The following is a 13,135-nucleotide window of genomic DNA, read 5'->3' on the forward strand; positions in this document are numbered from 1 at the left end:
GGTGGTCGTCGGGATGACATCTGCACGCTCATCAGATCTGCCCCAGTGTCTTGATGCGGGCCTTGGGATGAATTTCCGACTGGCTCATCACCACGGTCATGGGCCGGAAACGCTCGACGATGGAGCGCACATAGGGCCGGACCATGGGGCTGGTCAGCAGGATGGGGGTCTCGCCCTGCATGGCGAAGCGTTCGAAGGTCTGGCGCGTGCGGCTGATGAAGTCCTGCAGCTGCGACGGCGCCATGGAGATCTGCTTCTCCTCGCCGGTGCCCACCAGGGATTCGGCGAAGGCCTGCTCCCATTCCGGCGACAGGGTGATCAGCGGGATGAAGCCCTGCGGCCCGGTGTTGTTGTCCGAGATCTGCCGCGCCAGACGGGCGCGCACATGCTCGGTAATCATGGTGACGTTGCGGGTATGGCCGCAGGCCTCGGCGATGCCTTCCAGGATGGTGGGCAGATCGCGGATGGAGATGCGCTCGCCCAAAAGGTTCTGCAGCACCCGCTGCAACCCGCCGATGGTCATCTGGCTGGGGATCAGCTCGGCGATCAGCTTCTGGTGTTCCTTGTCCAGCTCGTCCAGCAGCTTCTGGGTCTCGGCATGGGAGAGCAGCTCGCTCATGTTGTCCTTGATCACCTCGGTCAGGTGGGTGGTGATCACGGTGGGCGGGTCGACCACGGTATAGCCGCGGAACAGCGCCTCCTCCCGGTTGGTGGGATCGATCCACATGGCGGGCAGGCCGAAGGTGGGCTCGCGCGTCTTCTCGCCCGGCAGGGTGATGTCCTCGCCCCTGGGGTCCATGATCAGCAGGGCGGCGGGGCGCAGGTCGCCTCGACCGGCCTCGACCTCCTTCACATGGATGACATAGGTGTTGGCGGGCAGCTGCATGTTGTCCTGGATGCGCACGCTGGGCATGACGAAGCCCATCTCGGTGGCGATGGCGCGGCGCAGGGACTTGATCTGGTCGGTCAGGCGCTGGCCCTTGGGGGTGTTGATCAGCTGCAGCAGGCCATAGCCCAGTTCCAGGCGCACATGGTCGATCTTGAGGGCCGAGGAGATGGGTTCTTCCGGCACCGGCGCCTGCTGCATGGCCTCGGCCACTTCCGCCTGCTGCTGCTGCTCGGCCTTGGCGCGCTGGTCGCGGTCCAGCAGATAGGCCGAGGCGCCCATGCCCAGCCCCAGCAGGAAGAAGGGCAGGAATGGCATGTTGGGCACCAGCGCCATCAGGGTCATCAGCGCACCGGCCATGCCCACGGCGCGGGGATAGCCCGCCAGCTGGCTGAACAGGGCGCGGTCGACGGCTTCCTGCACGCCGGCCTTGGTGACCAGCATGCCGGCCGACACCGAGACGATCAGGGCGGGAACCTGGGTGACCAGACCGTCGCCGACGGTCAGCTTGGTGTAGAACTCGGCGGCCTGGCTGAAGGTCAGCCCCTGCTGCGCCATGCCGATGATCATGCCGCCGATGACGTTGATGGCGGTGATCATCAGGCCGGCGACCGCATCGCCGCGCACGAACTTGGACGCGCCGTCCATGGCGCCGAAGAAGGCGGATTCACCTTCCAGCTCGGCGCGGCGCTTCCGGGCCGTGGGCTCGTCGCACAGGCCCGCCGACAGATCGGCATCGATGGCCATCTGCTTGCCGGGCATGGCGTCCAGGGTGAAGCGCGCCGCCACTTCGGCGATACGGGTCGAGCCCTTGGTGATGACCACGAAATTGACGATCACCAGGATGGCGAAGACGATGATGCCGATGACGAAGCTGCCGCTCATGATGAAGCTGGCAAAGGCGGCGATCACCTGTCCGGCGCCCTCGACGCCCTCGTGGCCGTGGGACAGGATCAGGCGGGTGGACGCCAGATTGAGTGCCAGGCGGATCAGGGTGGTGAGCAGCAGCACCGTGGGGAACGAACTGAACTGCAGCGGCTTTTCGATGAAGATGGCCACCATCAGGATCAGCACGGCGATGGTCAGCGACAAGGCCAGGCCGATGTCCAGCAGCCACGGCGGCAGCGGCAGGATCAGCATCATCACGATGACGATGATGCCGAACGCCAGGCCGACGTCGCCGCGCCGCGCGGACGCGGCAAAGCGATCGAGGATTTCCCGGCCGACGCTGGACGCTGATGCCTGTCCTTCAGCCATGATGCTAGATCATGGCTCGTTCGATTTCGCCGCCGGCGGGCGGCGGCACGTCGATGCCTTCGTCGGAATACTGCTTCAGCTTGTTGCGAAGGGTGCGGATGGAAATCCCTAAGATGTTGGCCGCATGGGTGCGGTTGCCCAGGCAATGGGACAAGGTGTCGATGATCAGGTCGCGCTCGACCTCGGCCACCGTCTTGCCGACCATGCCGCCCCTCGCCCCGATGACCGAGGCAGCGGCATTGGCCGCCTGGGCGACCATGGGATCGGGATTGGTGCCCACCGGGTTGCCCGACAGGATCATGGCCTCGGGGCCGATCTCGGCGCCGCTGGCCAGCAGCACGGCGCGGTGCATGGTGTTTTCCAGCTCGCGCACATTGCCGCGCCAGTGGTGGCGCGACAGCAATTGCCGCGCTTCGGCGGAAAGCTGGCGGGTGGGCAGGCCGTTGGCCTCGGTGTAGCGCTTGACGAAGTGTTCGGCCAGCACCGCGATGTCCAGCGGCCGCTCGCGCAGCGCGGGCAGCGCCAGGGTCACCACGTTGAGGCGGTAATAGAGGTCCTCGCGGAAGGTGCCCTTGCGGACCTCGTCCTCCATGGTGCGGTTGGAGGTGGCGAGAATGCGCACGTCCACCTTGACCGGCTGGTTGCCGCCCACCCGGTCGATTTCCTTTTCCTGGATGGCGCGCAGCAGCTTGGATTGCAGGCGCACGTCCATCTCGGAGATTTCGTCCAGCAGCAAGGTGCCGCCCTGGGCCTCCTCGAACTTGCCGATGCGCCGGGCCACGGCGCCGGTGAAGGCGCCCTTTTCATGGCCAAACAGCTCGGATTCCAGCAGGTTCTCGGGGATGGCGGCGCAGTTGACAGCCACGAAGCGCTTGTCCGAGCGCTTGGACTTGTTGTGGATGAACCGGGCGATCAGCTCCTTGCCGGTGCCCGATTCGCCGGTGATCATGATGGAGGCGTCGGAATTGGCCACCTGCTCGGCCAGCTTCAAGGTCTGGCCCATGCGGGGGTCCTTGAAGATGATGTTGTGGTTTTCCTGGGTGACGGCGGCGATGACGGCGGCGATCAGCTCGGCGTCGGGCGGCAGCGGGATGTATTCCTTGGCGCCGGCCTTGATGGCGCGCACGGCGGCCGAGGCGTCGGACGCGATGCCGCAGGCCACCACCGGAACGATGATGCGTTCGGCTTCCAGCGAATCGATCAGCCCCTTGATGTCGCGCTTGACGTCGATCATCACCAGATCGGCGCCCTGGGCGCGCAGCACCTCCAGGCCGGCGGGCACGTCCTCGGCCTGACGGACCTTGGCGCCCCGCGCCATGGCGATCTGGCTGGCGGCGCCGATCTGGCCGTCGAGCGTGCCGATGATCAGAAGTCGCATGTCATCCCTCTCCCGCCGTCAGGACCCTTAGGCCCGGTCGGTCTTGATGATTTCGGTCATGGTCACGCCCAGGCGATCCTCGACCACCACCACTTCGCCACGCGCCACCAGGCGGTTGTTGACGTAGATGTCGATGGCCTCGCCCACTTTGCGGTCCAGTTCCACGACCGCGCCGCGTCCCAGCTTCAGCAACTGGTTGACCTGCATGGTGGCCTTGCCCAGCACGGCCGATACCTGCACCGGAATATCGTAGACGGCTTCGAGATCGCGGGCCGACCGAGGCATGTCCGGGACGTCGCCCCGTCCCTGCTCCTCCACCTCGGGCTTGAAATCGTTGAGTTCGAAGTCGGGCATGGAATCCTCCTGTTACTCTTCCGGGCGGCCTTCGGGCAGCGCCAGGGCCCGGTTCACCGCCGTCTCGATATCGGCGATCAGACGAACCTGATCGCGTTCCGCTCCGCCGTCCGTCCATTCCACCCGGCAATCGCCGATGGCGACCCGGGGATCGGCCTGGACCACCACGCGGCCTTCGAAGCCGTGTTCGATGGCGGTGTGTTCCAGGCGCTCGCGCAAGGGGTCGACCAGCGACGAATCCACTCGGACGATGATACGCGGTTCGTCCAGCACATGAGTTAGACATTCCTGAACCGTGCGGACGACTTCCTCGAAGGCGTTCTGCTCGCAGGCAGCGGGCAGGACTTTTTTCAAGACCGCCATGGCCACCCGGGCGGCGATCCTCTGGTTGAGGTCGTTGGCGTCGGCCTGGGCGGCGTCCAGCATGGCCAGGGCGTTGGACACCCGGTCCAGCGAGGCGGCCAGCAGGGCCTGCTGGGTTTCGTTGGCCTCGGCGGTGCCGTTGCGGTGGCCCTCCTCGTAGGCCGCCTCGCGCACCACCTGGAGGTCTTCCTCGGTGAAGGTGGGCGGCGGCGGCAGATCGGGCTCGGGCTCGACCTCGAAGACGTCCTCGGCCTGCTCGGCCGGCTTCGGCCGGTTGGCGGGCGGTGGACCGAAGTCCAGGTCGAACATGTACTTCTGATAGGCCATGGACTAGTACACCAGCTCGTCTTCCTCGCGGCCCTCGGAGATGACGATCTGTCCCGACGCCGCCAGTTCCTTGGCCATGACCACGATGGCGGCCTGGGCCTGATCCACGTCCCTGAGGCGGACCGGGCCGAGCGCCTCCATGTCCTCGCGCAGCATCTTGCCGGCGCGTTCGGACATGTTCTTGAAGAACAGTTCCTTGACCCCGTCGGCGCCGCCCTTGAGCGCGATGGCCAGCTTGTCCTTCTCCACCGAGCGCAGCAGCACCTGGATGCCGGCGGCGTCGATGCGGGTGAGGTCGTCGAAGGTGAACATCAGCGCCTTGATCTTCTCGGCGCTTTCTCGGTTGCGTTCCTCCAGGGCCGACATGAACCGGTTTTCGGTATTGCGATCCAGGTTGTTGAAGATGTCGGCCATCAGTTCGTGGGCGTCGCGGCGCTGGGTGCGGGCCAGGTTGGTCATGAACTCGGTCCTCAGAGTCTTTTCCACGCCGTCCAGCACTTCCTTCTGCACCGCCTCCATGCGCAGCATGCGCATGATGACTTCCATGGCGAAGTTCTCGGGCAGGATGGCCAGCACGCGGGACGCATGGTCGGGCTTGATCTTGGCCAGCACCACCGCCACGGTCTGGGGGTATTCGTTCTTCAGGTAGTTGGCCAGCACCTGCTCGGAGACGTTGCCCAGCTTGTCCCACATGGTACGGCCGGCGGGACCGCGGATTTCCTCCATGATGAGGTTCACGCGGTCCTTGGACAGGCTCTTCATCAGCAGGCGTTCGGTGGTGTCGAACGAGCCGGTCAGCGAGCCCGTCGACGACAGGGCGTCGGCGAATTCGACGAAGACGCGCTCCACCAGATTGGACGAGACGGTGCCAAGGCTGGCCATGATCTGGGACAGTTCCTTGATCTCGTCGTCGCCCAGCATGCCGAACAGCTTGGACGAGTGCTCTTCGTTGAGCGACAGCATGAACATGGCCGCCTTCTGGGGGCCGGTGAGGCTGCGGTAGTCTTCCTTGACGCGTGCCATGGCGGTTCCCTATCAGCTTTCCTGGTAGAGCCAGTTGCGGATGATGGACAGAGCCTCTTCCGGATGCTTCTCGACGATTTCGCCGATCTTGCGGATCGAGGAGGCCTTGACGCGGCCTTCCACCTTGTCGATGTCGATCAGTTCGTCGGCGATGACCTCTTCCTCGCCGCCCAGCGGGGCCGGCATGGCGGCGGCGCCGGGGCCGGTGAGCTGCGGCATGGCGCCGCCATCGGTGGTCAGCAGGCGGCGGCCGTCGGGGCCGACCTGACCCTGCATGGACTCGATGGCCCGGCTGATGAGCGGACGCAGCACCAGCAGCAGGAACAGGATGGCCACCACCGAGAGGCCCAGATTCGAGGCGATCTTCTCGACGAAGTCGCGGCGCATGCCGAAGATGAACTCGCCCGGCTCCTCGGCCTGAAGCAGCTCCTCGCCCTTGTAGAAGGGCATGGAGGCCACCTTGACCTGATCATCGCGGTCCTTGGTGTAGCCGATGGCCGACTTGACCAGGGCTTCGATCTGGGACAGCTCTTCGGCGGTGCGCTCGCGGTACGAGGTCTGCTTGCCGTCGGCCGACTGCTCGCGCACGCCGTCGACGATGACGGCGGCGGAAACCTTGCGGATCTCGCCCATCTCGCGGACCGTGCTCTTGGTCTTGCGCGAGATCTCGTAGTTCACGGTTTCCTGGTTCTTGTTGATCTTGGTCGAGGTGCGGATGTTGCCCGAGGACGAGGCGTTGGGATCGGGCAGGTTCTGCTGAACGGTGACCGGGGTGGGCTCGGCGTCCTGGCTCTGCTCGCCCTCGTTGACGGTGACCTGGGAGCGGACCACCTTGGTCTCGGGGTCGAAGGTTTCCTCGGTGGTGGTGGCCTGGCTCATGTCCATGTCCACCGTGACCTCGGCGCGCACCCGGCCCGGACCCAGCGAACGCTCCAGCAGGTCCTCGATGGTCTTGACCAGCTTGGCCTCGGTCTTGACCTTCATCTCCTCGGCGGTCTGGGCCTGATACTCCTTGGAGTTCTCGAAGCCCTTGGCCAGCAGGGTGCCCTTGTCGTCGACGATGGAGATGCGCGACGGCTTCATCTTGGGGACGGCGGCGGCGATCAGGTGCTGGATGGCGCTGACCTGGCCCTTGTCCAGCCGCTGGGCGCCGTTCATCTTGATGATGACCGAGGCGGACGGCTCCTGGGTATCGCGGGAGAAGGCCTCGCGCTTGGGCAGCACCAGATGGACGCGGGCCGCCTTGACCCGGTCGATGGAGCGGATGGTCTTGGACAGCTCGCCTTCCAGGGCGCGGACCATGGTGATGTTCTGCTGGAAGCTGGTGGAGCCCAGCGCGTCCTGCTTGTCGAACAATTCATAGCCGGCCATGCGGCCGCCGGCGGGCAGGGCCTGCTCGGCCATGCGCACGCGCAGGTCCAGCTTGCGGTCTTTGGGCACCCAGACCTCGGTGCCGTCCTTCCTGAGTTCGTAGGGAATCTTGTCGGCGGTCAGCTTCTCGATGATCTGCTTGGAATCGCCCAGATCGAGATCGCCATACAGCAATTCCATCTGCGGCGCGGCGACGCGGCTCATCAGATAGATGAAGAAGCCGAGAATACTGACGCCGACACCGGCGATGGCGGCCAGCCGCATGGGCCCCAGGCCGCGCAGCATCTGCAGGAATGCGTTCACGTCGTCTCCATCGGGTGCCCATCGCCCAGGCGCGCGGGGGGTGCCGCCGGCCGGCACACACATCCAGGTGACAGACTAAGGTCTTGCCGCTGAAGAGATGGTTAACGCCCGGCAATTTTTGCCGGGTGGGGTTTTGCTGTATTGCGTGAGCCCCTCAGGCGCCGGGCGCGGGCGTCTCGCCCGCATTCCGGACAGAATCGGACCGGCGGCCTTCTGGCCGCCGGTCCTTGTCAGGAAGCAGGATGGGGGGATTGGACGCGTTAACGCTTGATCTGCACCAGTTCGTCCAGCATCTGGTCGGCAGTGGTGATGATCTTGGCCGCGGCCGAATAGGCGCGCTGGGTGATGATCATGGTGGTGAACTCGGAGCCGATATCCACGGTCGAAGCTTCCAGCGACGCCGACTGCACCGAACCGGCACCGGCATTGTTGGCCTGACGCAGGGTGTACGAGCCCGAGGTGTTGGTCTCGATCCAGGAATTGCCGGTCAGGGATTCCAAGCCGTTGGGGTTGGTGAAGGTGGCCACCGGGATCTGGAAGACCGGACGGCGGACGCCGTTGTCGAACAGGGCGGTGACCACGCCGTCGGTGCCCACCGAGACGCCCGAGAAGTTGCCGAACTTGGCGCCGTTCTGGGTCAAATAGGCCAGCTGATAGGTACCGCCCAGCTGGGTCATGCCGTCGGCCTGCGAGGTGTTGCCCACGAACCAGTTGATGCGCTGGTCGGCGCCGGTGCCGTTGGGAACCAGGGTCATGGACTGGGCGCCGTTGGCCCAGTTGACGGCCATCTTGCCCACGTTGACGGTCTTGGGCGTGCCGTCGCCGTTGAAGGTGATGGCGGGATTAACCTGGGTGATGGCGTTCAGGTAGAACTCGCCGTTGACCGTGTCCACCGAGGGGATGCCCGAGCTCCAGTTGCGGGTCTGCGACTGGGTCACGGTGGTGCCCATGTTGGCCATGCTGAACTTGGCTGTGGAGCCGCCTTGCTGCTGCACGATCTCCAGCGTCGAGCCGTTGGCGCGGAACAGGGGCAGCTTGCCGCCCAGGGCCACCACGGTCTTGGTGGCGGCGATGCCGCCATTGGTGTTCTCGTCCCAGTTCTTGGGATTGCGCAACGCCTGGGCCACCAGGGTGGCGACGTCGGACCCCGAGGTCAGGTTGGTATTGTTGAGGTTGATGACGACTTCCTTGCCGACGGTCGGTGAGATGGTGCCGGTGGTGTCGAAATAGACGTTGAGGTCATAGCCGCCGATGGTGATGGTGAAGGACTTGGTGTCCAAGGCCTGCACATCGGCGGACGACGAGGCGGTGAAGTCCACCCGGCCCTGGCTGGCATAGACCAGCGACGGAGTCGAGTTGTCCACGATATCCATGGAGGCGGCGCCCGAGGGTGGGTTCACGCCCCGCTGGTCCTGGTAGGGGGCGGTCGAGGTGGTGACGTAGTCGGCGGGCGTCAGGTACAGCGCCGTGGCAGTCTTGCTGGAGACCTGGTAGTAGCCGGTATTGTTGGTGGTGCTGAGGCTGTTGCTGACCTTGATGTAGTCGCCGACCGCATAGTCGGTCTGGCTGTAGGCCGCGTCGCCGGTGAAGTCGATGGCGTTGCCCAGGCCGCCGAGATTGGCGGCGAAGGCGGCGGCGGTATAGGTCTTGTTGGCGCCGCCGATCTCGATGGCGGCCGCGGTGGCGACCGTATCGACGATGGTCGGCGAGGTCGCCACGGTCGAGCTGACGTACCAGTCGCCGTTATTGGTGCTGGCGGTGCCCGAGGCGCCGGAAATGTTCAGGATGGAACCGGTGGGCAGGGCCCGCTGCGCGGTGAGGAGCGGGTTGCCCAGGGTGAATTGCGGCATGGCGATGACGCCGGTTCCGGCGAAATAGCCCATGTTGGTGGCGCTGGCGGAGGTGACCAGGGTGGTGATGCCGTTGCCGGTATTGCCGGCGGCGGCGCCGTATATCTTGAGGGCGGCGGTGGAGTTCTGCTTGACGTCGGTCAGCGTCGAAGCCACCGAGTAGAAGTTGCTCTTGGTTTCCACGTCCCACTGGTTCGAGTTGGTCTTGGTCCAGTTGACGTTGAAATTGTGGGTGTCGCCGAGCGAGTCGTAGATCAGCACGCTGGTCTGGTGATAGCCGGACGAGGAGGTGCTGGCCGGGTTGTAGATGGTGTCGCCCGACGGCAGGTTGGCGCCCATCTTGATCTGAGTGGTCTGGTCGGCGGTGCCGCCGATGGTCTTCAGATTGAGGGACTTGGTTTCCTGCGGATTGATGATGTTCTGGTTGACGTAGTGGAACGTGCCGTCGGCCTGCTTGTAGGCCTTCATGTAGGTGTTGCCGTCGACGGTCAGCTCGGTCGGCTTGGCCAGAACGTTGTTGTTGGTGGGCTGCAGCGGCCAGCCCTGGACGTAGAAGCCCGACACGTTCTGCAGATAGCCTTCCTTATCCACCTTGAACGACCCGGCGCGGGTGTAGGCGAACATGCCGTTGCCGGACGTGGCGGGATCAGGATCGGTGTTGACCACGAACATGCCCTGGCCCGACAGGGCGAGGTCGGTGGAATTGGTGGTGGCCTGCAGCAGGCCCTGGCTGTCGATGGCCGCCCGGGGCTTGGACTGGACGCCGCCCGGCGAATAGGTGGTCAGGGAGACCTGCTTGGTCACCAGGGTCTGGAAGTTGACCTTGGCCCCCTTGTAGCCGGTGGTGTTCACGTTGGTGATGTTGTCCGAAATGGCTCCCATCGCGCTGGACTGAGAGGCCAGACCGGAGACACCCGAGAACAATGCGCCGTACAAGCTCATGATATCCTCCTGATCCTAAATTCTACTGGCCGGTCGAGCTGGAGCCGCTCGACGAGCTAGAGTTGTTCGAAGAGCCCTGCAGCGCCTGAAGTTGCGCCAGCGCGGCCTGATACTGGGCGTTGGCGGCGGCCAACTGCGCGTTGTTGATGCTGGACTGGTTGTCCTTGACGCTGACCACCTTATCCATGGTCAGGGTGATGTCGTTGCCCTTGGTCCCGGCGCCCATCACCAGGGTGGTGCCGTTGGTGGCGTCGTTGGTCACCTTGGTCACCCGGCCGAAGCTGGTGCTGGTGGTGGTGATGGAGGTGCCGTCGGCGGCGGTGGCCACCACCTGGAAGGAATAGCGGCCGTCATCGAGCTGGGTGCCCGACGAGTCCTTGCCGTTCCAGCTGAGGCTATGGGCGCCCGAGGCGGTCTCGCCGGCGATGGAATTGACCTGCTTGCCGGTGGAATCCTTGATCACGATTTTCACGTCGCGGGCTTCCTTGGGCAGGGTGTAGGTCAGCGAGGCGGCGCTGTCTTGCAGCGGCAGGTCGGTGCCCGACACCTCGACGGTCTGGCCGAGATAGCTGATGCCCTGGGAGGTCTGGGCGGTCTGCTGCAGCTTGATCAGCTTTTCCAGGTTGGAATTGGCGTTGATCTGCTGCTCGACGCTGGAGAACTGGACCAGCTGGTTGGTGAACTGGGTCGAGTCCATGGGCGACAGCGGGTCCTGATGCTTCAGCTGAGTGGTCAGCATGGTCAGGAAGGTATTGAAGTTGCTGCCCAGCGTGGCCTTGCCGGCGGCGGAGCCCGTGGCGGCCGAGGCCGTTGCGGCGTTGGTGGCGGAGGTGTCGACGGTGGTCATGGGCGTTGCTCCTACACCGAGATGTCGACGCCGGAGCGTCCGCCGAGGGTCCGGCTCCGCGCGGCCTGGGCCGCGCCGGCGCCGGCCAGCTGGGCCTCGTCGCCGCCGGCGGCGGCACGGTTGCGGCCACGGCGGGACCGGGTGTTGTTGTTGCCGCGATCGGCGTTCTGCTGCTGCTCGCCGCCCTTCAGGCTGAAGGTGGTGGCGGCGCTGTCGGGCTTGAGCCCGGCATCCTCCAGGGCCTTCTCCAGGCCCTTGGCGTCCTTTTGCAGCATGGCCAGGGTCTCGGGCTTGTCGGCGGTGACGGTGGCCGAGACATGGCCATCGGCGCTGACTTCCAGCTTGATCTCGATCTTACCCAGCTCATAGGGCTTCAGCTGGATCTTGATGGTGTCGGCGCCGTCCTTGACCTGCTTGTCGATCTGGACGGTGACCTGCTCCATCACCTGGGCCTGCAGCAGGGTGCGGGGGGTGCGGGCGGCGGATTGGGCCGCCTGGCCGCCGGACGCCTTGTCGGCGGCCTGGGCCGAGCCCACGCCGGCCAGGCCGACGACGGTGCGCTGCTCGGGGGCGGCCTCGTCGGCAGCCGAGGCTTCGACCTGGGCGGCCAGAATGGCGGCGAAGGGGCTGGCCTCGGCCTCGCCCGTCGCGGCGGCATTGGTGTCCAGGGTGACGGTGGCGGGGGTCTGTTCCACGGCGGCGCCACTGTCCTGGCTCGAGGCGAAGCCCTGACCCTGCGCCTGCTCCTGGCCGCTGCCCTGGCCGTTGACGGCCTGGGCGGCGAGGTCCTGCAGCGACAGCGTGTCGACCATGGTGGCTGCCGTCTGGGCGGCGGGGGTGGTGTCGACGGTGGTAGTCTGGACTTTGATGTCCAGGTGGACGTTGGAGCCCGCCAGCATGGCGGCCAGATCGCGGGCCTGCTCGTCGGCCAGGCTGTCGGTCTGGTCGGTGATGCTGGCCTCGGCGGCGGCCTTGTGCTGGCCGACCTTGGTGATCATCTGATTGACCAGTTCGGTGGCGGCGTCGAGCGCGTCGTCCAGATTGCCGTCCTGGACGTCGTTGACCAGGCGGTTTTCCAGGTCGGTGATGCGCTGGCGGTCGGCGGCGGACAGGCCGGCCATGGGATCGGCCTCAGGCTTGCCGTCGTCGGCGCTGGCCAGCTGGGCGCTGATGGTCTGGGCCATGGCATTGAGGTCCAGGGCCGGACCGTTGTCGGCTTTGGTGTCGGCCACCTGGACGATCTGGACGGTCTCGGTGATGGTGACGTCGAGCGAAACGATGATCTGCTCGTCGTCCTTGGCCTTGGTCTCCACCGGAGCCTGGACGGTGTCGTCGTCGGCGGTCGGGGCGTTCTGGGCTGAAGCGTCGCTGTCGGCGGCCTGGACGGTGGCCGGCGCGTCGTCGTCCTTCTGGACCGGAGCCGGGGCGGCCTGGGCGTCGTCGCCCTTGCGGGCGGTGGCGGCGCCGGCGGCGCGGGGCTTGTCGGCCTTGAGCAGCGGACGGGCGTCCTTGGCGTCGGGCTGGGCGTCCTGGCGGGCGTCCTTGGCGTCGACCTTGACGTCCATGTGCAGGCGGGTGATGTGCTCGGACAGGACCTTGTCGCCGGAGATCAGGCCGCCCAGGCTGCCGTTTTTGCCGGCGAAGCGCTGGGTGGTCTGCTGCAGCACCGAGAGGAAGGCGTCCTCGGCCGACACGCTCTCCTGCTGCTTGTCCAGCGAGAGGGGAGTCATGTTGGCTTCGGGTACCACACGCTTGTCGATGGATTGCACGGTCATGGTCTTGTCCCCGCAGAATGGGCTTCGCGAACGATCTTTCGCGCCAAGACCTGAGCAAGCGGCGGGCCAAGTGGTGTCGGTTCGGCTATCTAATTGATATTTAATGGGAAAGATTTTTACGCCCTGGGTGCCGTTCCCCTGTGGGACGGCGGCGTACGGAAAAATCTGCCGGGTGCGGGGAAAAGCCTGCCGGTTCAGTAGATGTCGCGGTCGGCCTCGTCGTCCCGGGCCAGGCTCATGATGCCCACTCCCATGGCCACCGAGCCGAAGGTGACGAACAGCCCGCCGAACAGCAGGAGCAGCACCGGGACGGGATTGGGGGATTCCATGGCCAGGGTGCGGATATGGCCGAGATCGGTGGCCAGCACCAGGGCGCCGAAGGTCGCGCCGGCCGCCAGGCCGTAGCACAGGTGCTGGGCCAGGAATTTCAGCGGCTCGCGCTCTTTGGGGGTCATGGCC

10 protein-coding genes are annotated in these 13,135 nt (G+C 65.6%); all 10 read right to left on the reverse strand.

Features of this window, described 5'->3' with window-relative positions; genetic code table 11:
* Positions 1 to 31 precede the first annotated feature (31 nt).
* Positions 32 to 2,143, reverse strand: a complete 2,112-nt coding sequence (flhA, locus tag AMB_RS02565; protein WP_011382942.1) for a flagellar biosynthesis protein FlhA — start codon at positions 2,141 to 2,143, stop codon at positions 32 to 34.
* A 4-nt stretch (positions 2,144 to 2,147) separates the two neighbouring features.
* Positions 2,148 to 3,521 carry a sigma-54-dependent transcriptional regulator FlbD gene (locus AMB_RS02570; protein WP_011382943.1) on the reverse strand — a complete coding sequence of 458 codons (1,374 nt, stop codon included), beginning with the start codon at positions 3,519 to 3,521 and terminating at the stop codon, positions 2,148 to 2,150.
* A 27-nt stretch (positions 3,522 to 3,548) separates the two neighbouring features.
* Entirely contained in the window at positions 3,549 to 3,875 is a 327-nt protein-coding gene (fliN, locus tag AMB_RS02575; RefSeq protein ID WP_011382944.1) for a flagellar motor switch protein FliN, read from the reverse strand.
* Between the two features lie 12 nt (positions 3,876 to 3,887).
* Entirely contained in the window at positions 3,888 to 4,565 is a 678-nt protein-coding gene (locus AMB_RS02580) for a FliH/SctL family protein (protein WP_011382945.1), read from the reverse strand.
* A 3-nt stretch (positions 4,566 to 4,568) separates the two neighbouring features.
* On the reverse strand, positions 4,569 to 5,588 hold the full coding sequence (fliG, locus tag AMB_RS02585; RefSeq protein WP_009870044.1) for a flagellar motor switch protein FliG: 1,020 nt from the start codon (positions 5,586 to 5,588) through the stop codon (positions 4,569 to 4,571).
* Positions 5,589 to 5,600: 12 nt separating this feature from the next.
* A complete protein-coding gene (fliF, locus tag AMB_RS02590; RefSeq protein WP_043743250.1) occupies positions 5,601 to 7,262 on the reverse strand; it encodes a flagellar basal-body MS-ring/collar protein FliF in 1,662 nt (553 codons plus the stop codon).
* A 260-nt stretch (positions 7,263 to 7,522) separates the two neighbouring features.
* On the reverse strand, positions 7,523 to 10,054 hold the full coding sequence (locus AMB_RS02595; protein ID WP_011382947.1) for a flagellar hook-basal body complex protein: 2,532 nt from the start codon (positions 10,052 to 10,054) through the stop codon (positions 7,523 to 7,525).
* Positions 10,055 to 10,076: 22 nt separating this feature from the next.
* The gene (locus AMB_RS02600; protein ID WP_011382948.1) at positions 10,077 to 10,901 is read right to left on the reverse strand and encodes a flagellar hook assembly protein FlgD; all 825 of its coding nucleotides are present in this window, start codon (positions 10,899 to 10,901) and stop codon (positions 10,077 to 10,079) included.
* An 11-nt stretch (positions 10,902 to 10,912) separates the two neighbouring features.
* Positions 10,913 to 12,676, reverse strand: coding sequence for a flagellar hook-length control protein FliK (locus AMB_RS02605; RefSeq protein ID WP_011382949.1), 1,764 nt, complete (start codon positions 12,674 to 12,676; stop codon positions 10,913 to 10,915).
* A gap of 194 nt (positions 12,677 to 12,870) precedes the next feature.
* Complete coding sequence (locus AMB_RS02610; RefSeq protein WP_011382950.1) at positions 12,871 to 13,131, reverse strand: hypothetical protein; 261 nt, start codon at positions 13,129 to 13,131, stop codon at positions 12,871 to 12,873.
* Positions 13,132 to 13,135 lie beyond the last annotated feature (4 nt).

Origin of the sequence: Paramagnetospirillum magneticum AMB-1 (assembly GCF_000009985.1) — a bacterium.
GTDB lineage: Bacteria > Pseudomonadota > Alphaproteobacteria > Rhodospirillales > Magnetospirillaceae > Phaeospirillum > Phaeospirillum magneticum.